At 52.9% G+C, this 25331-nt stretch carries 21 protein-coding genes and 2 pseudogenes; 11 read left to right on the plus strand and 12 right to left on the minus strand.

Annotated features, from left to right (window positions below; translation table 11 throughout):
• The first annotated feature begins 3 nt into the window (after positions 1-3).
• The 3 genes from HUZ68_RS05935 to cueR are packed head-to-tail and all read left to right on the plus strand — an operon-like array spanning position 4 to position 3742.
• On the plus strand, positions 4-2166 hold the full coding sequence (locus HUZ68_RS05935; RefSeq protein WP_033814875.1) for a type I secretion system permease/ATPase: 2163 nt from the start codon (positions 4-6) through the stop codon (positions 2164-2166).
• Positions 2163-3338, plus strand: a complete 1176-nt coding sequence (locus tag HUZ68_RS05940) for an HlyD family type I secretion periplasmic adaptor subunit (RefSeq protein WP_001014327.1) — start codon at positions 2163-2165, stop codon at positions 3336-3338. The genes HUZ68_RS05935 and HUZ68_RS05940 overlap by 4 nt, the downstream gene beginning before the upstream one ends.
• Positions 3335-3742, plus strand: a complete 408-nt coding sequence (cueR, locus tag HUZ68_RS05945; protein WP_033814876.1) for a Cu(I)-responsive transcriptional regulator — start codon at positions 3335-3337, stop codon at positions 3740-3742. The genes HUZ68_RS05940 and cueR overlap by 4 nt, the downstream gene beginning before the upstream one ends.
• Here cueR and HUZ68_RS05950 read toward each other — a convergent pair whose 3' ends face one another.
• The 4 genes from HUZ68_RS05950 to HUZ68_RS05965 all read right to left on the minus strand — a co-directional run bounded on the left by HUZ68_RS05950 (position 3743) and on the right by HUZ68_RS05965 (position 7473).
• Positions 3743-4966, minus strand: a complete 1224-nt coding sequence (locus HUZ68_RS05950; protein WP_033814877.1) for a hypothetical protein — start codon at positions 4964-4966, stop codon at positions 3743-3745.
• Positions 4967-5054: 88 nt separating this feature from the next.
• Positions 5055-5261, minus strand: coding sequence for a hypothetical protein (locus HUZ68_RS05955; protein WP_000664217.1), 207 nt, complete (start codon positions 5259-5261; stop codon positions 5055-5057).
• A complete protein-coding gene (locus HUZ68_RS05960; RefSeq protein WP_033814878.1) occupies positions 5258-5680 on the minus strand; it encodes a hypothetical protein in 423 nt (140 codons plus the stop codon). The genes HUZ68_RS05955 and HUZ68_RS05960 overlap by 4 nt, the downstream gene beginning before the upstream one ends.
• A 53-nt stretch (positions 5681-5733) precedes the next feature.
• Positions 5734-7473, minus strand: coding sequence for a YadA C-terminal domain-containing protein (locus HUZ68_RS05965; RefSeq protein WP_033814879.1), 1740 nt, complete (start codon positions 7471-7473; stop codon positions 5734-5736).
• Positions 7474-7838: 365 nt separating this feature from the next.
• Between HUZ68_RS05965 and HUZ68_RS05970 the strand changes: the two genes are divergently transcribed.
• Positions 7839-8201, plus strand: a complete 363-nt coding sequence (locus tag HUZ68_RS05970; protein WP_001001640.1) for a hypothetical protein — start codon at positions 7839-7841, stop codon at positions 8199-8201.
• 280 nt (positions 8202-8481) lie between these two features.
• On the opposite strand, the gene HUZ68_RS05975 is transcribed toward HUZ68_RS05970, so the two are convergent.
• Together HUZ68_RS05975 and HUZ68_RS05980 are read right to left on the minus strand one after the other, a co-directional pair.
• Positions 8482-8940 (minus strand): NfeD family protein, encoded by a 459-nt coding sequence (locus tag HUZ68_RS05975; RefSeq protein WP_000970324.1) that lies wholly within the window; start codon positions 8938-8940, stop codon positions 8482-8484.
• On the minus strand, positions 8937-9854 hold the full coding sequence (locus HUZ68_RS05980; RefSeq protein WP_000904502.1) for an SPFH domain-containing protein: 918 nt from the start codon (positions 9852-9854) through the stop codon (positions 8937-8939). The genes HUZ68_RS05975 and HUZ68_RS05980 overlap by 4 nt, the downstream gene beginning before the upstream one ends.
• Before the next feature lie 145 nt (positions 9855-9999).
• Here HUZ68_RS05980 and fetA point away from each other — a divergent pair, with 145 nt between their 5' ends.
• Both fetA and fetB read left to right on the plus strand, forming a co-directional pair.
• The gene (gene fetA, locus HUZ68_RS05985; RefSeq protein WP_033814880.1) at positions 10000-10677 is read left to right on the plus strand and encodes an iron efflux ABC transporter ATP-binding subunit FetA; all 678 of its coding nucleotides are present in this window, start codon (positions 10000-10002) and stop codon (positions 10675-10677) included.
• The gene (gene fetB / locus HUZ68_RS05990; RefSeq protein WP_001295323.1) at positions 10664-11443 is read left to right on the plus strand and encodes an iron efflux ABC transporter permease subunit FetB; all 780 of its coding nucleotides are present in this window, start codon (positions 10664-10666) and stop codon (positions 11441-11443) included. Before fetA ends, fetB begins: the two co-directional genes overlap by 14 nt.
• A 62-nt stretch (positions 11444-11505) precedes the next feature.
• Here the strand turns inward: fetB and cnoX are convergent, their stop codons facing one another.
• Genes cnoX through tesA form a run of 3 tightly spaced genes read right to left on the minus strand, consistent with a single transcriptional unit; the run spans position 11506 to position 13843 of the window.
• Positions 11506-12360, minus strand: a complete 855-nt coding sequence (gene cnoX / locus HUZ68_RS05995; protein ID WP_001295322.1) for a chaperedoxin — start codon at positions 12358-12360, stop codon at positions 11506-11508.
• Between the two features lie 60 nt (positions 12361-12420).
• Positions 12421-13230, minus strand: a complete 810-nt coding sequence (gene ybbO, locus HUZ68_RS06000) for an NADP(+)-dependent aldehyde reductase (RefSeq protein ID WP_000148959.1) — start codon at positions 13228-13230, stop codon at positions 12421-12423.
• On the minus strand, positions 13220-13843 hold the full coding sequence (gene tesA / locus HUZ68_RS06005; RefSeq protein ID WP_001295836.1) for a multifunctional acyl-CoA thioesterase I/protease I/lysophospholipase L1: 624 nt from the start codon (positions 13841-13843) through the stop codon (positions 13220-13222). The genes ybbO and tesA overlap by 11 nt, the downstream gene beginning before the upstream one ends.
• Between tesA and ybbA the strand changes: the two genes are divergently transcribed.
• The 5 genes and pseudogenes from ybbA to HUZ68_RS25115 all read left to right on the plus strand — a co-directional run.
• Positions 13814-14500 carry a putative ABC transporter ATP-binding protein YbbA gene (gene ybbA / locus HUZ68_RS06010; protein WP_001110573.1) on the plus strand — a complete coding sequence of 229 codons (687 nt, stop codon included), beginning with the start codon at positions 13814-13816 and terminating at the stop codon, positions 14498-14500. The two genes, tesA and ybbA, sit on opposite strands and share 30 nt — an antisense overlap.
• Positions 14497-16911 (plus strand): putative ABC transporter permease subunit YbbP, encoded by a 2415-nt coding sequence (ybbP, locus tag HUZ68_RS06015; protein WP_000561832.1) that lies wholly within the window; start codon positions 14497-14499, stop codon positions 16909-16911. The genes ybbA and ybbP overlap by 4 nt, the downstream gene beginning before the upstream one ends.
• 429 nt (positions 16912-17340) lie before the next feature.
• On the plus strand, positions 17341-21543 hold the full coding sequence (locus tag HUZ68_RS06020; RefSeq protein ID WP_239594068.1) for an RHS element core protein: 4203 nt from the start codon (positions 17341-17343) through the stop codon (positions 21541-21543).
• On the plus strand, positions 21524-22015 hold the full coding sequence (locus HUZ68_RS06025) for a YbbD family protein (RefSeq protein WP_000879783.1): 492 nt from the start codon (positions 21524-21526) through the stop codon (positions 22013-22015). The genes HUZ68_RS06020 and HUZ68_RS06025 overlap by 20 nt, the downstream gene beginning before the upstream one ends.
• 366 nt (positions 22016-22381) lie before the next feature.
• Positions 22382-22477 (plus strand): annotated as a pseudogene (locus HUZ68_RS25115) (hypothetical protein); the annotation flags it as partial.
• A gap of 58 nt (positions 22478-22535) precedes the next feature.
• Here the strand turns inward: HUZ68_RS25115 and HUZ68_RS06030 are convergent.
• The 3 genes and pseudogenes from HUZ68_RS06030 to allS form a co-directional block, all read right to left on the minus strand.
• Positions 22536-22901 (minus strand): annotated as a pseudogene (locus tag HUZ68_RS06030) (helix-turn-helix domain-containing protein); the annotation flags it as partial.
• A 115-nt stretch (positions 22902-23016) separates the two neighbouring features.
• The gene (gene mnmH / locus HUZ68_RS06035) at positions 23017-24111 is read right to left on the minus strand and encodes a tRNA 2-selenouridine(34) synthase MnmH (RefSeq protein ID WP_001157988.1); all 1095 of its coding nucleotides are present in this window, start codon (positions 24109-24111) and stop codon (positions 23017-23019) included.
• 68 nt (positions 24112-24179) lie between these two features.
• Complete coding sequence (gene allS, locus HUZ68_RS06040) at positions 24180-25106, minus strand: HTH-type transcriptional activator AllS (protein WP_000460145.1); 927 nt, start codon at positions 25104-25106, stop codon at positions 24180-24182.
• Between the last annotated feature and the right edge of the window lie 225 nt (positions 25107-25331).

The following is a 25331-nucleotide window of genomic DNA, read 5'->3' on the forward strand; positions in this document are numbered from 1 at the left end:
ATAATGAAAAAAAATGCCCAGTCCGTGGAAGCCTGGCTGGAGGCGATGATCGCCGTGGCGCGCTATTATCGGCTCGATTTTTCTCAGGAGAATGTGCGCGCGACCGTCAACTGGGAGCGCGACAGTAAGCGGGAGGAGTTACTCACCGACATGGCGCGGCAGTTGGGAATGGGGTTACGGCTGGTGGAGTTTTCCGCCGATTCGCTTAACCCCTGGCGTCTGCCGCTGATCGCGGTGTTTGATAATCAGCAGATTGGCGTGATCACCCGTCGCGACAATCATGACAATATCAGCGTTCAGTTCAGCGGTGACGAAGGGCTGGAAACCACGCTTAACGTCGCGGATGTCGAGGATAAAATCGTTGAACTGGCGCTACTGCGCCCGCTCAGCGCCATCCCTGACGCGCGGGTGGATGACTACATTCGCCCGTATCAGGCGAACTGGTTCTGGAACCTCTCGCTAAAAGACTGGCGGCGCTATGGCGATATTATGCTGGCGTCACTGGTGGCGAACGTGCTGGCGCTGGCAGCGATGATTTTCTCGATGCAGGTTTACGATCGGGTGGTTCCTGCGCAGTCCTATCCGACGCTATGGGTGCTTTTCGCCGGGGTGATGATGGCGATCCTGTTTGAGTTCTGTATGCGCATGGTGCGTACGCATCTTTCTGATGTGATCGGCAAGCGGGCGGATCTGCGTATTTCGGATCGCGTTTTTGGTCACGCATTACGGCTGAAAAACAACGTGCGATCGAAATCCACCGGATCGTTTATCTCGCAGATCCGCGAACTGGAATCAGTGCGGGAGCTGATTACTTCCACCACCATCGGCGCGGTGGCGGACCTGCCATTCTTCCTGCTGTTTGTCTTTATTTTGTGGATGATCGGCGGCTGGCTGGTGCTGGTGGTTTTACTGGCGCTGCCGTTGCTGGTGATCCCCGGCCTGCTGGTGCAACGACCGCTGGCGCGGCTGGCGAACGAAGGGATGCGCGAGTCGGCGGTACGTAACGCTACGCTGGTGGAAGCCGTGCAGTCGATTGAAGATATTAAACTGCTGCGCGCCGAACAGCGTTTTCAGAATCAGTGGAACCACACCAACGACGTGGCGTCTTCCATCAGCATGAAGCAACGTTTTCTCACCGGTCTGCTGCTCACCTGGACCCAGGAAGTGCAATCCATCGTCTACGTGGTGGTGCTGCTGGTGGGCTGCTTTATGGTGATGAACGGCGACATGACCACCGGCGCGCTGGTCGGGACGACGATCCTGGCTTCGCGCACCATCGCGCCGCTGTCGCAGATATCCGGCGTGCTCTCGCGCTGGCAGCAGGCGAAAGTAGCACGTAACGGCCTTGATGAACTGATGAAGCGCCCCGTGGATCAGCCGGAACATGGCAAACTGGTGCATAAAGCGGTGCTGCACGGTAATTATCAGTTCAGCAACGCGGTGTTTTATTACGACGAAGAAGAGAAAATTGCCGATGTGGCGATCGGTAAACTCAACATTCAGGCCGGAGAGAAAATCGCCATTCTCGGGCGCAACGGCGCGGGTAAATCGACGCTACTGCAAATGCTCGCCGGAATGCGTATCGCCCAACAGGGGCAGGTGCTGCTGGATAACATCAGCATCGGGCAGCTTGATCCGGCAGATCTGCGGCGAGACATGGGGCTACTCAGCCAGACCGGGCGACTGTTCTTTGGTTCGCTGCGGGAAAACCTCACCATGGGGATGCCGGAAGCCAGCGATGAAGATATCGAACGCGCGTTAATCCTCAGCGGAGCGCTGCCCTTTGTGCAGAAGCAGAAAAACGGCCTCAACTACATGATTCAGGAAGGGGGATTTGGCCTCTCTGGTGGTCAGCGGCAAACGCTGCTGCTGGCGCGGCTACTCATCTCTCAACCCAATATCGTCCTGCTCGACGAACCCAGCGCCTCGCTGGACGAAATGGCGGAAGCGTATTTAATCGAACAACTGAAACAGTGGATTGGGCATCGCACGCTGGTTATCGCCACTCACCGCACGGCGATGCTGCAACTGGTGGACCGCATTATCGTGATGGATCAGGGGCGGATTGTGATGGATGGCGCGAAAGAGGCCATTTTGCGTGAACAGAGCGAACCCACGGCGCGACGGGTGGTGTTGCAGGAGAAGAATAAGGGGTCTGCTGCATGAACGGACAACTGCAATACAACCGTGGCCTGACTGAACCCCGCTTGCCGCGTTCGGCGCTGGCGGTACGCGTTACCGCTGTGATGCTGCTCTGTTTTCTCGGCTGGGCGTGGTACTTCCAGCTTGATGAAGTCACCACCGGCAGCGGCACGGTAGAACCCTCCGGGCGCGAACAGGTGGTGCAGTCGCTGGAAGGCGGAATTCTGTATCATCTCGACGTGAAAGTTGGCGATATTGTCGAACAGGGCCAGCCGCTGGCGCAGCTTAACCGCACCAAAACGGAATCCGACGTCCAGGAAGCGATGTCGCGGCTGTACGCGGCGCTGGCAACCTCGGCGCGGCTGCGGGCGGAAGTGAGCAATAAACCGCTGGTCTTCCCTGACGAACTGAATAAATTCCCCGAACTTATCGAGTCGGAAACGGCGTTGTACAACACTCGCCGCGACGGGTTGAACAAAGCCACCACCGGGCTGACGCAGGGGATTAGCCTGGTCAACCGTGAACTGGCGATGACCCAGCCGCTGGTGAAACAGGGGGCGGCGAGCAGCGTCGAAGTGCTGCGCCTGCAACGCCAGGCCAATGAACTGGAAAACAAACTCAGCGACGTGCGCACGCAATACTACGTTCAGGCGCGCGAAGAGTTAGCAAAAGCCAATGCGGAAGTGGAAACCCAGCGTTCGGTGATCCGTGGACGGGAAGACTCTCTCACCAGGCTCAACTTTACCGCGCCGGTGCGAGGCATTGTTCAGGATATTGATGTCACCACGGTTGGCGGCGTCATCGCCCCCGGTGGTAAACTGATGACCATCGTGCCGCTGGATGAGCAACTGCTGATTGAGGCAAAAATCTCCCCGCGCGATGTGGCGTTTATCCACCCGGGGCAAAAATCGCTGGTGAAAATAACTGCCTACGATTACTCCATCTACGGCGGCCTGCCGGGAGAAGTGGCGGTGATATCACCAGACACCGTGCAGGATGAAGTGCGGCGCGATGTTTATTACTATCGGGTGTACATTCGCACTTTCAGCAACCATCTGGAAAACAAAAGCAAACAGCAGTTTCCGATATTCCCCGGTATGGTGGCGACGGTCGATATCCGCACCGGCAAAAAAAGCGTGCTGGATTATCTGTTGAAACCCTTTAACAAAGCACAGGAGGCGTTGCGCGAACGATGAACATTAGCGATGTAGCAAAAATTACCGGCCTGACCAGCAAAGCCATTCGCTTCTATGAAGAGAAGGGGCTGGTGACGCCGCCGATGCGCAGCGAAAACGGTTATCGTACCTACACGCAGCAGCATCTCAACGAACTGACCTTACTGCGCCAGGCGCGCCAGGTGGGCTTTAACCTGGAAGAGAGCGGCGAACTGGTGAATCTGTTTAACGACCCGCAGCGCCACAGCGCTGATGTAAAACGGCGCACGCTGGAGAAAGTGGCGGAGATCGAACGGCACATTGAGGAACTGCAATCTATGCGCAACCAGCTGCTGGCGCTGGCGAATGCCTGCCCTGGCGATGAAAGCGCCGACTGCCCAATTATCGAAAATCTCTCCGGCTGCTGCCATCATCGGGCGGGGTGATTAGGGCTTACGGAAATAGTCGTCCATTATTTTCGTCAGTTCCGGACGTTCGCCGTCATCGTTGATGGCAAAATCCAGAAAAAAGGCATCTGCTTGCGGCGTTCGGGTTTGCGCCATTAGCCGGAAGGTGAGGGGGCGATAAATGGCGTATACCGGATGACTGATAACGACTCGGGCAAAGTCAACAAAAAGCGGCGAGTGTGTGAAAAACAGCGCCTGCAAAATTACATCAGCCTTTTCATCCTCCCCCAAACCTTGTTGGATTATGCGCTTAATACGTGTTTCGCTCAAATTCCCGGCCTCAACAATTTGCCAGACTTGATCCAGTGAAGGGTAACGGCTGACGCTCTGCTGCAACTCTTCTGACCAGGTTTCGAGTGGGCTTACGTGCTTATCAGGGCCGAAACTATCCCATGCGCTGGGCGGCAATTTTTTCCACGCGGTGAGTTTTGGGATGCGGTATTGCAGCTCTGTTTTGTGCAGAAATTCCCCGCCCGGAAATACCAGGGTTTGCTGCTCATCATTAAAACGAGTTGCCGTGCTGAGCACCAGGGTTTTGAGCGGTCGACCTTCCAGCGCGGCGGCAGTGGCTTTATGGTGTCCGTCGAGTAGAACGCATAGATAGGAATCAGTGAGATACCAGGCCAGAGCGCGGGCGTCCGGTTTATCGCGATAAAACGTCGCACGCTCAGGATTAAAATGTGATGGCGGCTGGCCGGGTAGAAGAAAGCAGGGCGCGGTGTCACTGAAAGAGCAATATTCCTGATCCCAGACGGCAACGGTTGCTGGATTACTGGAGCTATGGTCCGTTGCCGCCCAAAAGAAATGCCCATTGCCATCTGTCGGGTAAAGTTCACGATCTTCCAGCAGATAATAGCCATCAGCCAGGCATGAGAACAGCGGCGTCAGCGTAGCAAAGGCGTCCGTCATGCCAGACCACGGGCGATTCCAGTTTTCGAGAGCAGACAAAAACCGGGCAGCTCCCTGTTCATTATCCGCAAAACCGCTGTAGACAAATTCCGCGCAGGTGGGGCAGTCGGCCTCGGACCAGAAACGTATCAATGGGACATCTTGCCAGCAGAGCGAACGGATAAGCCCGTAAGGGTGCGGATCGTAAGTCACACATTGACGCAGAAATCCTTTCCCGGACTTCACCGAAAAAATGACGCCTGCAGCGGTATTTTTCAGTAGACGTACTTCAGGTTTTCGACAGGGGAAAAGCATGGCCACTCCTTAGCCAAAATTTCAGTTCCCTGAACTGTGCCAGAAAATTACGCTGGTGACTATTGCTCTGGAAATGGAAACGGTGCCCTTACCCATTAATCCCCGTTTGCACCGAAAGAATATGCTGCAAACTTTCTACCATAATGCGCCCCGATTGAAATAAGCCTTCCTGGATTTCATTGTTAACATTCACAGCGTGAACCAGGGAGGCTAATAACACCACTTGCAAGAAGGCAAAAATAAACGCACCGATAATCATAATATGCGTCAGGGGTATTTTCCTTTGCTCCTTCATTTTAAATAGCCCACAAACTGGCCTTCTTTCATTAAGGCGATTTTTCCTGTGTGATGATAAACAATGACGTTATACAGACCTGACTGATAAACAGTGGCATCTTTATTGTCTTCATCAATTGCACATAATGAATCATTGAGATAAGCGAAGTTTTTACTGCTCATTCTAAAGGTCATGCCAAATCCTTTATAAATGGCTTTCTTTGCCGCCTGGGCATGTTGTGCGGCTTCTGCATTTTTAAATGCCTGTGCTTCTGATGCACTTAAAATAGCCGTCTGACGCTGCTGTTCTGCGAGATAACAGGTGTCATGACTGACGCCCTGCGCCTGGCAATCTGCGATGCGGGAAGTGGGTGAACTACAGCCAGCCAGTAATATAACAGCCAGCAGGGAAAAGGATTTAATGGAGCTATTCATCATTGTTAACCTTAAATAAACTGCGGAATATTGCGAATAAGAAATTGCTATTAAAATTAGAACGAATAACCCACGCCGACACCCGCGCCGAAATCAGATTGTGTATCCGCAGAGACTCCCGCTTTAATTACCGTATGAATTCCAGCATTAAACGAAGCACCGACAGATACCGCAGATTCATTGTTGAATGTACCCGCCCCGGCAGACACCATCATAAAATCACCTGTCTTAACTTGAGGCTGTGAAGCAATAGCGACGGCTGACGCAATACCCGCATTAGCCTCTTTACGGTTATCTTCCACTTCGTGTTTCAACGAACTGAAGTTGTTATTGAGCGAATTGATTTGCTGGCTGTTATCTGCAACACGTTTTTGCGTGTTTGTTAACTGCTGGTGCGTTTGGGCAGAATCTTGTGTCAGACTTTCGATTTGCTCATGTGCCTGGGCCGAGTCTTGCGCAAGGTTTCGAATTTGTTCACCGTATTGCACGCTATCGATTTGCTGTTGCGTCGCGACATTGGAAGCCAGTTCATTAATTCTCTGCTCCTGATCAGCGGTTGAACGTTCATTGGCTTCATTTTGCGCCGTCAGTTTGGCATTAATCATCTTTTGATAATGCGCAGTTGACTGGGGATCGCCGATTGCAGCGACCGTTTTTTCTGTGGCTGCGATCTGCTTCTGTTGCTCTGTAATCTGCGTTTGTTGGGCTTCAGACTGTGATTGTTGCGCATCAGCAGTGGCTGTCTGAAGAGCGTTAATCATGCTCTGATAACGAGCAGCGGTCTTTACATCACCCGTGGCGGCAACGGTTTTTTGCGTGGCAGTGATTTGTTCCTGCTGTTCGGTAATCGCCGTACTGTTTTTTTCAATCTGGTTTTTGTTGTCGCTGACGACACCGGAAAGTTTCTGGCCATTCATCAGCGCGGTATTAGCATTCGCGTTGGCATGATCGGCACTTGCTTTAACATCTGCGACATCATCTTTCATTGCACTCACATCGGTGCGGACAGCGGCAACATCTTTTTGTGTGTCGGAAATGGCCGACTTATTGGCGTCGATATCCGTTTGCGCCACCATAATGGCATGGTGCGCGTCATCGGCTTTAAGCGAAGCCCAGTTAGCAGAGTGCTGGGCATCCTGAATTGACGAGTCCTGTGCGGCATCGCGATGTATTTGGTTCTGCTCACTTAACGCCATCTGTTCCTGCTGTTCAGCAATAGAGGAGCTGTTTTTTTCAATCTGGTTTTTGTTGTCGCTCACGGCACCGGAGAGTTTCAGGCCATTCATCAGGGCGGTATTGGCGTTTGTGTTGGCATGAGCGGCGCTTGCTTTAACATCTGCGACATCTTTCTGAGTATCAGCAATAGCTCCCTTGTTCGCGTCAATTGCAGATTGCGCAGTGGTAAGCGCTTTTTTGGCGTCATCTGCATTTGCCGCCGCAATGCTTGCGATATTGTGTGCGTTCTGAATTGCGGTATCTTGCGCCGCGTCGCGATCAGCCTGGTTTTGGTCGGTGATGTTGCTGTCAGTCTGTACGGCTGTACTGGCAGGGTAAATATTATCGCCTGTCTGTGGGTCCATATATCCATGAGAAAACAGGTAATCTTGCGCGGCTTCTGTATTACCTGTCCGAATCATGAAGCGATTGATTTTTTGATCGATTTCATCATGAGACATACCTGGGTGAATCGCTGTCAGTTCTGTCGCTGCCGCTTCAAACGTATCATCTGCAAAAGCAGATGGGCTCACAATGGTAGCAACAACGACTGCCAGTAAAGACAACTTTACAGATTTCATTTATTTTTTCTCGATCAAATTAAGTTTATTTTGGTTTCTAATAGAAACTAATAATATTTCTATTGGAGTTAATTTGCGTTGCAATTTAATCGAAATCTACGCCGCCATTTGTGTGATGTAAAGCGCGTTTTTGTCTTGTGTAAGCGTAAACACTGTCTATAAGAAACTAAATTGGTTTCTTAAGTAAATAATTTTGAAAATCATTTTGTGCTATTTTAGCGTAAAAAAGAGTAAAGACTTGTTTTGATAAGCGAAATAAATTCTGTTTCTGGACTAAACGTGAAGCGGTTCCTGATGTGTGCTAAAATGCGTTTCTTTGATAAATCTCAATTTTTAAGAGGTTTACGCCAGGCAGGAAAATTTAAATGAATGAATTTGAGAAGATTTTTAATGAAATGAATCTGGACCGGGCATTGCTACCAATCCTTTTTCGTTCGAACCGGTCGACAGTGTGGAAGTATTTAAGCGGCGATAGTACGGCTCCTGCCTCTGCCATGTCGCTGATTATGCTGTTGCAGTTGATCCAGAAACGAAACCCCGATCTGTTAGCCGAATGGTTAACGCTTTCTGATTTCACCATTCCGCCAGAAGTTTACCTGGACCAGCCTGATTACTGGAAAGGGTGGGTGTATACCCAACACAAGGTCAATAAAAACGTCCTGGAATATCTAAAAAAACACTATCCGGATGAAGACCAAAAAGGTATGGGTAAAACCACAGAAGAGTAAATTGTCATTACCCGCCCACATGCCGGATGCGCACAGACTGGCAGTGTTAGTAGGCATGATAATACGCGTCAGCGTCGCATCAGGCATCGGCGCATAACCGCCGGATGCGGCGTAAACGCCTTATCCGGCCTACGATTCGGGCGCAGACTTCCAGGCATGATAATACGCGCCCGCCTCGCATCAGGTGTCGGTGCACGACTGCCGGATGCGGCGCAAGCGCCTTATCTGGCCTACGATTCGGGCATATTTTGTAGGCATGATAAGACGCGTCAGCGTCGCATCAGGCGATGACCGCACGGATGATCAGCGTTATCCCTTCTATCGCAATGACTTCAACATGCGTACCTGCACCGAGATCCTCGCTGGCGCTGACAGGCCATGAACTGTCACCGACGCGCATATGACCGCGCCCGTTGACCAGCGGAGATTCCAGCACAAAACGTCGGCCAATCAGCTGCTGCCCGCGCTGGTTTAAATGACTGTCGCTGTGCTTTTGTTCGCGCACCCGCCGCGACAACCATTTCCACCACAGCCAGGCGGCGAGCAGCGTCAGGATGGCAAACATCACCCCTTGCCACTCCCAACCCAGCGGCACCAGCCAGACCACCAGGCCGGTAATCACCGCTGCCACGCCGCTCCACAACAAATAACCATTTCCGCCCAGCATCTCGGCTGCCAGCAGCAAACCGCCGAGACTGAGCCAGAAAATATGTGGATGAACGACCATTAACTCCATCATGGCTGAGTCCGCTTGTTGGCGCTGTCTTTCACCAGCTCGGCAATCCCGGCAATCGACCCCATCAGGCTGCTGGCCTCTAATGGCATCATCACCACTTTGCTGTTACTGGACGAACCGATCTGCTGTAACGCTTCGGTGTATTTCTGCGCTACGAAGTAGTTCACCGCCTGAATATCGCCGGAGGCAATGGCTTCAGACACCATTTTGGTGGCGCGGGCTTCTGCTTCAGCGGAACGTTCACGCGCTTCAGCCTGTAAAAACGCCGACTGACGTTCGCCTTCCGCTTTCAGGATTTGCGACTGTTTTTCACCTTCGGCTTTGAGGATTTCCGCCTGACGGATCCCTTCCGCTTCGAGGATGTAAGCGCGTTTGGTACGTTCCGCTTTCATCTGCGCGTTCATTGAAGAGATAAGCTCTGCCGGTGGGCGCACGTCGCGAATTTCAATACGGGTGACTTTAATCCCCCACGGGTTGGTGGCTTCATCGACAATACGCAGCAGGCGTGAGTTGATGCTGTCGCGCTGAGAGAGCATTTCGTCAAGTTCCATTGAACCCAACACGGTACGGATGTTAGTCATGGTCAGGTTGATGATTGCCAGCTCCAGATTGCTGACTTCATAAGCCGCGCGTGGCGCGTCAATCACCTGAATAAAACAGACTGCGTCGATGGTAACGTTGGCGTTATCTTTCGAGATAACTTCCTGGGAAGGGATATCGAGCACTTGCTCCATCATATTGATCTTGCGACCAATGCGATCCATAAACGGCACCACCAGACTGAGCCCCGGCTGTAACGTTTTGGTATAGCGACCAAAACGTTCTACCGTCCATTGATAGCCCTGCGGCACGATTTTGACGCCCGCGCCGACAATGACCAGCGCGACAAAAATGAGAATCGGGATAAAGATAAGCATCGGAAAAACCTCCTGTTGTACCGTCCATAATCAGCAAAATTGCTGCTTGATTAAACAAATTATACCTGATTACTGAAAGAGAGTTCCCCCTTATTCCTGCGAAGGATAAACTGTTTTTAGTAAAAATCAGAAAAAGGGAACAGCGATGCAGGAAAATAGTCCTTTGCTTCAGCTACAAAACGTAGGATATCTGGCGGGTGATACGAAGATTCTTAATAACATCAATTTTTCGCTGCGTGCTGGCGAATTTAAGTTAATTACCGGTCCTTCTGGTTGTGGCAAAAGTACGCTGCTAAAAATAGTTGCTTCATTGATCAGCCCAACCAGCGGAACGTTACTGTTTGAAGGTGAGGATGTCAGCACACTAAAGCCAGAAATCTACCGCCAACAAGTCTCTTACTGCGCCCAGACACCGACGCTGTTTGGCGATACGGTATACGATAATCTGATCTTTCCCTGGCAGATCCGTAACCGGCAGCCTGACCCAGCCATTTTTCTCGATTTTCTCGAACGCTTCGCCTTGCCGGACAGCATTTTGACGAAGAATATCGCCGAGCTATCTGGTGGTGAAAAACAACGCATCTCATTGATTCGTAACCTGCAATTTATGCCGAAGGTTTTATTGCTGGATGAAATAACCAGTGCGCTGGATGAAAGTAATAAACATAACGTCAATGAGATGATCCATCGTTATGTGCGCGAGCAAAATATTGCCGTGCTATGGGTGACACACGATAAAGACGAAATTAATCATGCGGATAAAGTGATTACACTGCAACCGCATGCCGGAGAAATGCAGGAAGCACGCTATGAACTCGCATAATATTACTAACGAATCATTAGCACTGGCATTAATGCTGGTGGTGGTGGCAATCTTAATTAGCCATAAAGAAAAACTGGCGCTGGAGAAAGATATTCTCTGGAGCGTCGGGCGCGCGATAATTCAGCTGATTATTGTCGGCTATGTGCTGAAGTATATTTTCAGCGTGGATGATGCCAGCCTGACATTATTGATGGTGTTATTTATCTGCTTTAATGCGGCGTGGAACGCGCAAAAACGCAGTAAATATATTGCTAAAGCTTTTATCTCATCGTTTATTGCCATTACGGTCGGGGCGGGAATTACCCTGGCGGTGCTGATTCTCTCAGGGTCGATTGAATTTATCCCGATGCAGGTGATCCCTATCGCCGGGATGATTGCCGGTAACGCCATGGTAGCGGTGGGGTTGTGTTACAACAATTTAGGGCAACGGGTCATTAGCGAACAGCAACAGATTCAGGAGAAACTGAGTCTTGGCGCGACGCCGAAGCAGGCTTCAGCGATATTGATTCGCGACAGTATTCGCGCGGCTTTAATTCCGACGGTCGATTCAGCAAAAACGGTTGGCTTAGTGAGTTTACCAGGAATGATGTCCGGGCTGATATTTGCCGGGATTGATCCGGTGAAGGCGATTAAATATCAGATTATGGTGACCTTTATGCTGCTCTCAACCGCCAGCTTGTCGACCATTATTGCCTGCTATTTAACCTATCGTAAGTTTTATAATTCGCGCCACCAGTTGGTGGTGACGCAATTGAAGAAGAAATGATGCGATGCCGGATGCGCAGCATCGCATCCGGCGTTGTGGTTCATGTGCCGATCAACGGAATATCAATACAACAATGCATACAGCTGGCGGCGATACTTCGACGCCAGTGCATCACCCGTACCCAGCGCAGCGAGGATCTCCTGGAACGTTTTACGCGTCTGACCGTCTGCGGCGGTGAGATCTTTACGCAGATGCCCGAACAGCAACTCCAGTGCCTCTTCATTGCGCCCAACCTGATGCAGTTGCAGCGCCAGTTGCGTCGCCAGTGCGGCATCTTCTGGATTCTCCGCCACCTGCTGTTGCAACTGTTGAATTTCCGGCGTATCAGCCGCCTGCTTCAGCAGTTCGATTTGCGCCACCAGCCCCTGGTAGCGGGTGTCCTGATCCTGCAACGGAATGGTTTTCAGCACCGCTTCCGCATCTTCAGAACGGTTCAGCGCAATCAGCGTTTCTGCCAGCAGCAGGCCGATCTCCCCGTTCTGATTCGACAACTGCCAGGCGTCTTTCAGCAATGGCAGGGCATCGGTGTAATTGCCTTCCTGCATCAGTTGCATCGCCTGCTGCGCTTTCAGCTCTTCTTCGCGCGGCAGCACTTTATCCAGCAGGGCGCGGATCGCCTCTTCCGGTTGCGGCCCCTGGAAGCCGTCTACCGGTTGCCCGTTCTGGAACAGATACACGGTCGGAATCGCACGCAGACCAAACTGCGCGGCAATCATCTGCTCCGCGTCGCAGTCCAGCTTCGCCAGAATAAATTGCCCGTTGTACTGCGCCGCGAGGCTTTCCAGAATTGGGGTTAACTGCAAACAGTGCTGGCTACGTTCAGACCAAAAATAGAACAGCACCGGAGTGGTCATCGACTGTTCAAGAACCTGTTGCAGGTTAGATTCGTTAATGTTGACAATATTTTCTACGGACATGGAGTCGCTCTCTGTTGTCGATATTTTCTTTGACATGGGGGCTTAAGCGCGCGCTTCAACTCACCCCTGCAATATTTTGTCCATCACGCGCCCCGGCAGCAGGCGCTTAAGCACCATTACCGCCCAGGTCACCAGCGTCACCGGATAGCGCATCTTCGGCTTCTCGCTAATAAAAGCATGGCGTACTTTGTCCACCACCGCTTCCGGTCCCAACGTAAAGCGGGCGGCGATGCCGGGATTTTCGACTGGTTTATCACTTTGCGTCTGGTTGACGTTGTCGGTGAAGCGAGTACGAATGGGACCGGGTTCGATCAGGCTGACTTTAATTCCGCTGTGGCGTAGCTCCATGCGCAGCGCGTCTGACCACGCCTCCAGCGCATATTTACTGGCCGCGTAAGCGCCACGACCCGGCGTGGAGATTAATCCCATCACCGATGATGTCATCACAATACGCCCTTCACCGTGCGGTAACATCGCGGGTAACAGGCGCATGGTGAGCTGGTGTGCGCCGAAAAAGTTGGCGGAAAACTGCTGTTCCATCTGCGCACGGCTGATGGTGGAAAGGGGGCCATACATGCCGAATCCGGCATTGTTAAAGATCCCATACAGACAATTATCGGTCAGGGCGATCACCTCGTCGGCTGCGCGATCAACACTTTCTGGTGAATCCAGATCGATCAACACGCCGGTAAATCCCATGCTGTTCATGCGCTCAACATCATCCGGTTTCCGGCAACCTGCCAGCACATGAAAACCCTGGCGTTTTAATTCGAGCGCGCTTTCCAGGCCAATTCCACTGGAACATCCGGTAATTAAGACCGATTTTTGCATAACTTTACCTGTCAGGATCTCCGTTGCTTTATGAGTCATGATTTACTAAAGGCTGCAACTGCTTCGCCATCCAGTCGGCAATAAACGGCTGGGCGTCGCGGTTGGGATGAATACCGTCATCCTGCATCCATTGTGGCTTCAGGTAGACCTCTTCCATAAAAAAGGGCAGCAGCGGAACATCAAACTCTTTGGCGAGTTTGGGGTAAATGGCGCTAAAGGCTTCATTATAACGGCGACCATAGTTTGCAGGCAGACGTATTTGCATTAACAATGGTTCAGCGTTGGCGGCTTTGACATCCTGCAAAATCTGGCGCAGCGTTTGCTCGGTTTGCTGTGGCTGAAAACCACGCAAACCGTCATTGCCGCCCAGTTCAACCAGCACCCAGCGCGGCTGATGCTGTTTCAGCAGAGCCGGAAGGCGCGCCAGCCCTTGTTGCGAGGTGTCGCCGCTGATGCTGGCATTAACTACCGACGTTTTACTCTGCCACTTATCATTCAACAAGGCAGGCCAGGCCGCGCTGGCAGACATTCGATACCCGGCGCTCAGGCTATCACCCAGAATCAATAACGTGTCCGCTGCGGCGGCACGGAAGGTTAACAGGACCAGGAACAGGAAGGGCAAATGCCAGCGGAAAACATTGTTGAAGTTCATCATCTTAAGAAGTCCGTCGGTCAGGGGGAGCATGAACTCTCCATCCTCACCGGAGTTGAGTTGGTTGTCAAACGCGGCGAGACCATCGCGCTGGTGGGCGAGTCGGGATCGGGTAAGTCAACCTTGCTGGCGATCCTCGCCGGGCTGGATGACGGCAGCAGTGGCGAAGTGAGTTTGGTGGGACAACCGCTACATAATATGGACGAAGAAGCGCGGGCAAAGTTGCGCGCGAAGCACGTCGGCTTTGTTTTTCAGTCATTTATGTTAATTCCTACCCTTAACGCGCTGGAAAACGTCGAGCTTCCGGCGCTGCTGCGCGGTGAGAGTAGCGCGGAAAGTCGTAACGGAGCGAAAGCGTTGCTCGAACAGTTAGGGCTGGGTAAACGTCTGGATCATCTTCCGGCACAGCTTTCCGGCGGTGAACAGCAACGAGTGGCGCTGGCACGAGCCTTTAACGGTCGACCTGATGTGCTGTTTGCCGACGAACCCACCGGCAACCTTGACCGCCAGACCGGCGATAAAATTGCCGACCTGCTGTTTTCCCTCAACCGTGAACATGGCACCACGTTGATTATGGTGACCCACGACCTGCAACTGGCGGCACGCTGCGACCGCTGCTTACGGCTGGTGAACGGGCAGTTGCAGGAGGAAGCATGATTGCACGTTGGTTCTGGCGCGAATGGCGTTCGCCGTCGCTATTAATTGTCTGGCTGGCGCTAAGCCTGGCGGTGGCCTGCGTGCTGGCGCTGGGCAATATCAGCGATCGCATGGAGAAGGGCTTAAGCCAACAAAGCCGGGAGTTTATGGCGGGCGATCGGGCGTTGCGCAGTTCGCGCGAAGTGCCGCAAGCATGGCTGGAGGAAGCGCAAAAGCGCGGCCTGAAAGTCGGCAAGCAGCTGACTTTCGCCACCATGACATTTGCAGGCGACACACCGCAGCTGGCGAACGTCAAAGCGGTGGATGATATCTACCCGATGTATGGCGATCTGCAAACCAATCCCCCTGGCCTGAAACCGCAGGCGGGCAGCGTATTGCTGGCCCCACGCCTGATGGCACTGCTTAACCTGAAAACGGGCGACACCATTGACGTGGGCGATGCCACTTTGCGGATTGCCGGAGAAGTGATTCAGGAACCGGATTCCGGTTTTAACCCCTTCCAGATGGCTCCGCGTCTGATGATGAATCTGGCGGATGTCGATAAAACCGGAGCCGTGCAGCCGGGGAGTCGGGTCAACTGGCGCTATAAATTCGGCGGCAACGAGAACCAACTCGACGGCTATGAGAAATGGTTGTTACCTCAGCTTAAACCCGAACAACGCTGGTACGGTCTGGAACAGGACGAAGGCGCGCTGGGGCGATCGATGGAACGCTCGCAACAGTTCCTGCTGCTTTCGGCGCTTCTGACCTTGCTGCTGGCAGTGGCAGCAGTGGCGGTAGCGATGAATCATTACTGTCGCAGTCGCTACGATCTGGTGGCGATCCTCAAAACGCTGGGGGCAGGGCGTGCGCAACTGCGTAAGCTAATCGTCGGTCAGTGGTTGATGGTGCTGGCGCTTTCAGCCGTTACCGGTGGGGCGATAGGCCTGTTGTTCGAAAACGTGTTGATGGTGCTGCTCAAGCCCGTTCTGCCTGCTGCACTACCGCCTGCCAGCCTCTGGCCGTGGCTGTGGGCGCTTGGCACCATGACAGTCATCTCGCTGCTGGTGGGGCTACGACCATACCGCTTGTTGCTGGCAACGCAGCCTTTACGCGTATTACGTAATGATGTGGTTGCGAACGTCTGGCCGCTGAAGTTTTATCTGCCGATTGTCAGTGTGGTGGTTGTGCTGCTGCTCGCCGGATTAATGGGTGGCAGCATGCTGCTTTGGGCGGTGCTGGCGGGCGCGGTAGTACTGGCTTTGCTGTGCGGTGTGCTGGGCTGGATGCTGCTGAATGTACTTCGCCGCATGACGCTGAAATCGCTGCCTCTGCGCCTGGCGGTTAGCCGCCTGTTACGTCAGCCGTGGTCAACGTTAAGCCAGCTTTCGGCATTTTCGCTCTCCTTTATGCTGCTGGCACTGCTGCTGGTGTTGCGTGGCGATCTGCTCGACCGCTGGCAGCAGCAGCTACCTCCAGAAAGCCCGAACTACTTTTTAATCAACATCGCCACAGAACAGGTAGCACCGCTAAAAGCGTTCCTCGCGGAACATCAGATAGTCCCGGAATCGTTTTATCCGGTGGTGCGGGCGAGACTGACGGCGATTAACGGCAAGCCGACAGAAGGCAATGAAGATGAGGCGCTCAATCGCGAACTCAATCTTACCTGGCAAAATACGCGGCCCGATCATAATCCGATTGTCGCCGGTAACTGGCCGCCAAAAGCCGATGAAGTGTCGATGGAAGAGGGGCTGGCGAAACGCTTAAACGTTGCCCTCGGTGATACCGTGACTTTTATGGGCGATACCCAGGAGTTCCGCGCTAAAGTGACCAGCCTGCGCAAAGTGGACTGGGAAAGTCTGCGGCCTAATTTCTATTTTATTTTCCCTGAAGGGGCATTAGACGGGCAACCGCAGAGCTGGCTTACCAGTTTCCGCTGGGAGAATGGCAACGGCATGTTAACGCAACTCAACCGCCAGTTCCCTACCATTAGCCTGTTAGACATTGGCGCGATTTTAAAACAGGTCGGTCAGGTGCTGGAGCAGGTAAGTCGGGCGCTGGAGGTGATGGTGGTGCTGGTCACCGCCTGCGGTATGTTGCTGTTGCTGGCACAGGTGCAGGTGGGAATGCGTCAGCGTCATCAGGAGCTGGTGGTGTGGCGCACACTCGGTGCGGGGAAAAAACTGCTGCGTACCACGTTGTGGTGTGAGTTCGCCATGCTTGGGTTTGTTTCCGGCCTGGTGGCCGCAATTGGTGCGGAAACGGCACTGGCAGTGTTGCAGGCGAAAGTGTTTGATTTTCCGTGGGAGCCAGACTGGCGATTGTGGATTGTTCTGCCGTGCAGCGGAGCGCTGCTGCTGTCGCTTTTCGGCGGCTGGCTGGGTGCGAGACTGGTTAAGGGTAAGGCGCTGTTCAGGCAGTTTGCGGGGTGATGAGAGTAAATAAGGGGCGTTCTGGTTGAATGGAACGCCTTGTTTAAATTAATTCTACAATATGTTTCATTGATGATGTTATTGAATTGGTGATTTCCTATCTTTCTATTGCTGATATTAATCTGAATCGGTGGAGTTTAATAATTTTAAATATAGCCCTACAAAAATAACTCAGACTAATAAAATCATAAATCATATGCGTTGAATGGATATTATCCATATAGTGAATTTGTTGATGATGAATTCATCTGTGCTAAAAATTTTAGTTTAATAAAATATTGAAAGTGACCTGTAATAACAGTTGTTGTTGATTGAGAACAAATAAGTTTATGTGAAAAATATATAAATACATTAGCTGGTCTTGTGTGTCATTTTATTTTTTTTGTTGCTAACACAGGGATATGAACAATAACTAAAAGGGCACTTTATATGAGCGGAAAACCAGCGGCGCGTCAGGGAGATATGACTCAGTATGGCGGTCCCATTGTCCAGGGTTCGGCAGGTGTAAGAATTGGCGCGCCAACTGGCGTGGCGTGCTCGGTGTGTCCGGGCGGGATGACTTCGGGCAACCCGGTAAATCCGCTGCTGGGGGCGAAGGTGCTGCCCGGCGAGACGGACCTTGCGCTGCCCGGCCCGCTGCCGTTCATTCTCTCCCGCACCTACAGCAGCTACCGGACGAAGACGCCTGCGCCGGTGGGGATTTTTGGCCCCGGCTGGAAAGCGCCTTCTGATATCCGCTTACAGCTACATGATGACGGACTGATACTCAACGACAACGGCGGGCGGAGCATTCACTTTGAGCCGCTGCTGCCGGGGGAGGCGGTGTACAGCCGCAGCGAGTCAATGTGGCTGGTGCGCGGTGGTAAGGCAACGCAGCCGGACGGCCATACGCTGGCACGGCTGTGGGCGTCGCTGCCGCCGGATATCCGGTTAAGCCCGCATCGTTACCTGGCGACCAACAGCGCACAGGGGCCGTGGTGGATACTGGGGTGGTCTGAGCGGGTGCCGGGTGCTGAGGACGTACTGCCAGCGCCGCTGCCGCCGTACCGGGAGCTGACGGGGCTGGCGGACCGCTTCGGGCGGACGCTGACGTACCGGCGTGAGGCCGCCGGTGACCTGACCGGGGAAATCACCGGCGTGACGGACGGTGCCGGGCGGGAGTTCCGTCTGGTGCTGACCACGCAGGCGCAGCGTGCGGAAGAGGCCCGCACCTCTTCGCTATCTTCTTCTGACAGTTCCCGCCCTCTCTCAGCCTCAGCGTTCCCCGACACACTGCCCGGTACCGAATACGGCCCCGACAGGGGTATCCGCCTTTCGGCGGTGTGGCTGATGCACGACCCGGCATACCCGGAGAGCCTGCCCGCTGCGCCACTGGTGCGGTACACGTATACGGAAGCCGGTGAACTGCTGGCGGTATATGACCGCAGCAATACGCAGGTGCGCGCTTTCACGTATGACGCGCAGCACCCGGGCCGGATGGTGGCGCACCGTTATGCGGGAAGGCCGGAGATGCGCTACCGCTACGACGATGCGGGGCGGGTGGTGGAGCAACTGAACCCTGCAGGGTTAAGTTACCGCTATCTTTATGAGCAGGACCGCATCACCGTCACCGACAGCCTGAACCGGCGTGAGGTGCTGCATACAGAAGGTGAAGGCGGGCTGAAACGGGTGGTGAAAAAAGAACTGGCGGATGGCAGCGTCACGCACAGCGGGTATGACGCGGCAGGAAGGCTCACGGCGCAGACGGACGCGGCGGGACGGCGGACAGAGTACGGTCTGAATGTGGTGTCCGGCGATATCACGGACATCACCACACCGGACGGGCGGGAGACGAAATTTTACTATAACGACGGGAACCAGCTGACGGCGGTGGTGTCCCCGGACGGGCTGGAGAGCCGCCGGGCATATGATGAACTGGACAGGCTGGTAACGGAGACATCGCGCAGCGGGGAGACAGTACGCTACCGCTATGATGATGCGCACAGTGAATTACCGGCCACAACAACAGATGCGACGGGCAGCACCCGGCAGATGACGTGGAGCCGCTACGGTCAGTTGCTGGCGTTCACCGACTGCTCGGGCTACCAGACCCGTTATGAATACGACCGCTTCGGCCAGATGACGGCGGTCCACCGCGAGGAAGGCATCAGCCTTTACCGCCGCTATGACAACCGTGGCCGGTTAACCTCGGTGAAAGACGCACAGGGCCGTGAAACGCGGTATGAATACAACGCCGCAGGCGACCTGACTGCCGTTATCACCCCGGACGGCAACCGGAGCGAGACACAGTACGATGCGTGGGGAAAGGCGGTCAGCACCACGCAGGGCGGGCTGACGCGCAGTATGGAGTACGATGCTGCCGGACGTGTCATCAGCCTGACCAACGAGAACGGCAGCCACAGCGTCTTCAGTTACGATGCGCTGGACCGGCTGGTACAGCAGGGCGGCTTTGACGGGCGGACGCAACGTTATCATTATGACCTGACAGGAAAACTCACGCAGAGTGAAGATGAGGGGCTTGTCACCCTCTGGTACTACGATGAATCGGACCGTATCACTCACCGCACGGTAAACGGTGAACCGGCAGAGCAGTGGCAGTATGACGGCCACGGCTGGCTGACAGACATCAGCCATCTCAGTGAAGGCCACCGTGTCGCTGCCCACTACGGCTACGACGATAAGGGCCGCCTGACCGGCGAACGCCAGACGGTGGAGAACCCGGAGACGGGGGAACTGCTGTGGCAGCATGAGACGAAACACGCATACAACGAACAGGGGCTGGCAAACCGCGTCACGCCGGACAGCCTGCCGCCGGTGGAGTGGCTGACGTATGGCAGCGGTTACCTGGCGGGAATGAAGCTGGGCGGGACGCCGCTGCTGGAGTTCACGCGCGACCGCCTGCACCGGGAGACGGTGCGCAGCTTCGGCAGCATGGCAGGCAGTAATGCCGCATATGAACTGACCAACACATACACCCCCGCAGGCCGGTTACAGAGCCAGCACCTGAACAGCCTGGTATATGACCGTGACTACGGGTGGAGTGACAACGGCGACCTGGTGCGCATCAGCGCCCCCCGGCAGACGCGGGAATACGGCTACAGCGCCACGGGCAGGCTGGAGAGCGTGCGCACCCTCGCACCGGACCTGGACATCCGCATCCCGTATGCCACCGACCCGGCGGGCAACCGCCTGCCGGACCCGGAGCTGCACCCGGACAGCACGCTCACGGCGTGGCCGGATAACCGCATCACCAAAGACGCGCATTACCTGTACCGTTACGATGAATACGGCAGGCTGACGGAGAAGACGGACCGCATCCCGACGGGTGTGATACGGACGGACGACGAGCGGACCCACCACTACCACTACGACAGCCAGCACCGGCTGGTGTTTTACACGCGGATACAGCATGAGGAGCCACTGGTCGAGAGCCGCTACCTCTACGACCCGCTGGGCCGCCGGACGGGAAAACGGGTGTGGCGTCGCGGGCGTGACCTGACGGGATGGATGTCGCTGTCGCGTAAACCGGAGGTGACGTGGTACGGATGGGACGGCGACCGGCTGACGACGGTACAGACCGACACCACGCGTATCCAGACGGTATACCAGCCGGGGAGCTTCGCGCCGCTCATCCGCATCGAAACAGACAACGGTGAACGGGAGAAAGTGCAGTGCCGCAGCCTGGCGGAGAAGCTGCAGCAGGAAGGGAGCGAAGACGGCCACGGTGTGGTGTTCCCGGCTGAACTGGTGGGGCTGCTGGACAGGCTGGAGGGGGAAATCCGGGCAAACTGCGTGAGCAGTGAAAGCCGCCAGTGGCTTGCGCAGTGCGGGCTGACGGTGGAGCGGCTGGCGGCACAGATAGAGCCGGTTTATTTGCCTGAGCGAAAAATACATCTTTATCACTGTGACTACCGGGGCCTGCCGCTGGCGCTTATCAGTGAAGACGGCAATACGGCGTGGAGCGCGGAATATGATGAATGGGGCAACCAGCTTAATGAGGAGAACCCGCATCACCTGCACCAGCCGTACCGGCTGCCGGGGCAGCAGTATGATAAGGAGTCGGGGCTGTACTACAACCGGAACCGGTACTACGATCCGTTGCAGGGGCGGTATATCACTCAGGACCCGATAGGGCTGGAGGGGGGATGGAGTCTGTATGCGTATCCGCTGAATCCGGTGAATGGTATTGATCCATTAGGGTTAAGTCCCGCAGATGTAGCGCTAATAAGAAGAAAAGATCAACTAAACCATCAAAGAGCATGGGATATATTATCTGATACTTATGAAGATATGAAGAGATTAAATTTAGGTGGGACTGATCAATTTTTCCATTGTATGGCATTTTGTCGAGTGTCTAAATTAAATGACGCTGGTGTTAGCCGATCGGCGAAAGGGCTGGGTTATGAAAAAGAGATTAGAGATTACGGGTTAAATCTGTTCGGTATGTACGGCAGAAAAGTAAAGCTATCTCATTCTGAAATGATTGAAGATAATAAAAAAGACTTGGCTGTAAATGACCATGGGTTGACATGTCCATCAACAACAGATTGCTCAGATAGATGTAGTGATTATATTAATCCAGAGCATAAAAAAACGATAAAGGCTTTACAAGATGCTGGCTATCTCAAGTAATCTATCAAAGATGATAATATTTATTTTTGCTATTATAATCATTGTTGTTTTATGCGTAATTACTTATCTTTATTTATACAAAGATGAATCTCTTGTAAGTAAACATTACATAAACTATATGGCAATACCAGAAAATGATGGAGTTTTTACATGGCTCCCAGATTTTTTTCCGCACGTAGCGGTGGATATATCAATATACACAAATGTAGAAGATGATTATTTTTTTTCTTATTTTTCCCTAACAAATGATGATGGGGGTAGGTTTAAGAAAACATTGACAGTGAGGGCCAGGGAACAAGTGGCGAAAATCGTATCAGAGAATGATCCAGATACAAAAAAAGTGTGGTGTAAATATGGTAAAATACCAGGGCAAGGGGATAGCGTAAACCTTTTTTTTGTTGGTGAAATTAATGTTACGCATTATTTTATAACAAATATTGGAGCTGGATTGCCTGATGCTTGTGCAGAGTAATTGCTTGAATTAAGAGTCTATCCCATATCGAAGTCGTCAACTTCGTAGTGAGGAAAAGTAAAATTTCTGACTGAGAAAAGACATGTCGGCTATTGTGTAAAGCCATATAGCTCAGACGATGAATATCTACTCGTATTCAGTTGTTTATTGAGGGTGAGTTCCGACCCTGAAACAACAAATAAAATAAACAGTCAGAGAGTTTACATAGAATTGCACTGGTCTTTTACGATATCTGACATTGTGTAATACATATTCAGCCATGCATTAATTAAAATGTTACGTGTTTAATGTGAGTCCCTATCTGAAAATAAATAATCCTTCCGGATTAAAATAAATTCTTGCCGGGAAAGAAAGAGGAAATAAACCATTAGCGGAAAACCAGCGGCACGCCAGGGTGACATGCCCCAGTACGGCGGCCCGATAGTCCAGGGTTCAGCGGGGGTACTGATAGTCGCGCCGACTGCATCGAGAACTCCATACAACTTTTTACGGAACGTCACCTGATAAAATTTGTTCAGTATCGTCTTTTGAGATTCTCAAGGTTATGGAGTAACCAGACAGAACGGACACCACTGTCGGAGATAAAAACCCCCTGTTTACGCAGCTCGTTGCTGGCCCGGTGCTGACCATGTGTCGGGAAAGCGACGGCGTAATCAACAACAGCCTGTTCAGTTGCCTCATCGGTACGGTTCTTAAGGTTAGGAGCGCGGCGACTACGATTAATCTGCGCATCCACACCGCCTTCAGCGACCAGTTCGCGGTAACGATAAAACGTATCACGCGAAACGCCCATGATTTTACAGGCTTTTGATACGTTGCTGAGTTCTTCAGCCAGATTGAGCAAACCGGCTTTGTGTTTGATGACGGGATTGGCAGTATGAAGCATGAGAGTTACCTCTTGTTTTGGATAAGGATTCGACACTCATATCAAAACCGGTAACTCTCAACCTTTCAAGGCCATGTGTCAGATCAAGTCGCGACTAATACAAATACGTCCCTCATTACCGCGCCTTAACCCATTCCGCCACTTCCGCCCACTCACCGCGAAAGACAACTTTTTCCGCTTTTTTCTCAAGCTGATAGCGATACATTGGGTCGTAATACTCTTCAAGTAACGGCACCAGCCAGGCCAGATGACCGTCGGTGCTGCCGGTGGTGAGTTGCGTTGTCAGCGCTGCATCCAGCCTTGCAGCCAGTTCGTTATATCGCTGTAGCCCCAGCCGACGCTTAATAGCCGAAAGTCCGTGATGCAGGTATTCGCAATATTCCTGCCAGCCCTGTTCGTCGCCGTACGCGTGGGTAAAATCATGATGCATACGCAAGAAATACTCTTCGTTCAGGCGCTCAAGACGGATCTCAAACGGATCTTCTACCACCGCAATCGCCGCCTGAGTCATTCGCTCGCGCAGGCATTCCGGCAGGTGATTCGAACCGATCATCCGGCTTTCGTCTTCCAGCACCCACAGGCGCAAATTCTGACGGGCGTCGGTTTTTAGCATTTCGGCAGCCAGCAGGTTTTCAAAACTCGCCTGGCTAAGTTGTGGTTGTAAGGTGCGACCAAACGCCGAACCGCGATGACGCGCCAACCCTTCCAGATCAACACCGTTCGGCTGTTGCTGCACCAACAGCGTTTTACCGCTGCCGGTACAACCGCCAATCAGCACTATCGGTTTTTGTGCCAGTTCAATGGTCGCCTGAATCGCGGTCTGGCGCAGTGCCTTATAACCGCCTTCCACCAGCGGATAATCAATCCCCGCTGCATGCAACCAGCTTTGCACAATATGTGAGCGCTGACCGCCACGGGCGCAGCAGAGAATACCTTGCGGATTTTGCAGGCACGCTGCCCGCCAGGCGTCCATGCGCTGCTGACGAATTTCACCCGCAACCAGTTTATGTCCCAGCGCCAGCGCTGCGTCTGAGCCTTGCTGTTTATAGCAGGTGCCAACGGCGGCGCGTTCATCGTTATTCATTAACGGCAGATTGATAGCGGCGGGCATTGCGCCTTGCTCAAACTCTATAGGGGCGCGAACATCAATAATGGGCGTATCAGCAATCAGCAGGGCACGATAGTCCTGTTCCGTGTGTCTCTCTTGCATAGTTAAAAGTGAACCTCAAATCAGCTTGCGCGCTATTTTACGCGCCAACGCGCAAGGAAACTTGATTTTTAACTGCGTGGGTTGCCGAAAATTTCTAAAAATCCGCTGATTTCCGGCCTGCGCTGGGTAAACAAGGTCACAATATCTTCTACCGCTTTGCCGCTGCCAAATTTGCGCCATGCCAGACTCAATGGCGAAGGAGGGCGCATCGTTGGGATTACCCGGCTGACCAGTTGTTGATTATCGATCATTGACTGGCAAAGCGATTTTGGCAAAAAACCAATGCCAACGCCCGCCAGATGGGCGGCGATTTTCGTTTCCATATCGGGAACAATAATCTCTTTTTGACCCGGCAATCGCCAGGCGACGCGTTTGGTTAAGGTGCGGGCGCTGTCTTCAATATTGACCGCCGGAAAGCGCCGCAACTGCGCTTCTGTTAGCGGCTCTTCAACGTTCGCCAGCGGATGATCCGCCGCCATGACAAATCGCCATTGCACCGATCCTAAGGGATCAAGACTAAAGGTATTTGCCAGCGCCTCAGTTCCCGTGACGCCGATAGCCAGCGAAAAACCTTCGTACAATAGCGAGTCCCAGACGCCCATATAGATTTGTCGGGAGATGTGAAACTGGGTAAAGGGGTAACGCTCATTCAGCCACGCCAGCAACTGGGCGACGGCCTGGGGGTTATAGAGCAGGTTGTTGATGACAATATTCACCTGGCGTTCCACGCCATCATTCACCTGTTGCAGCTCGCTGGGCATACTTTCCAGCCAGCTCAGCCAGTCTCTGGCCTGGGAAAGTAGATGCTCGCCAGCCGCTGTCAACGTTACGCTACGAGTCGTACGGAAAAACAGCGCTACTCCGGTATTCTCTTCCAGAAGTTTAATGCGATAACTGATCGTCGCCGTGGTTTTACATAATCGTTCTGCCGCTTTTGAAAAACTTCCTGTTTCAGCAACCGCAATGAAAGTCCGCAAGGTTTCTGGATCGAACATCTTCAGGTATCCCCTTTTAAATCCGCAAGTTGCGTGATTTTCTTATCCTCTGATTTATCAGTATTTTTACATGATAACCCTGTTCAATTTGTGGACTAAATCTAGTTTTGGAAAAATATTCCAACTTTTGTATTGATGTTGTTCTCTTAAGGTTTTAGATTGCCTGTTATTGAAACCAAGCTGACCGGTCGGCGGTGGTTGAACGGAATTATGTTACAAGGACAA

The organism is Shigella dysenteriae (assembly GCF_022354085.1).
In the GTDB taxonomy this organism is placed as follows: domain Bacteria; phylum Pseudomonadota; class Gammaproteobacteria; order Enterobacterales; family Enterobacteriaceae; genus Escherichia; species Escherichia coli.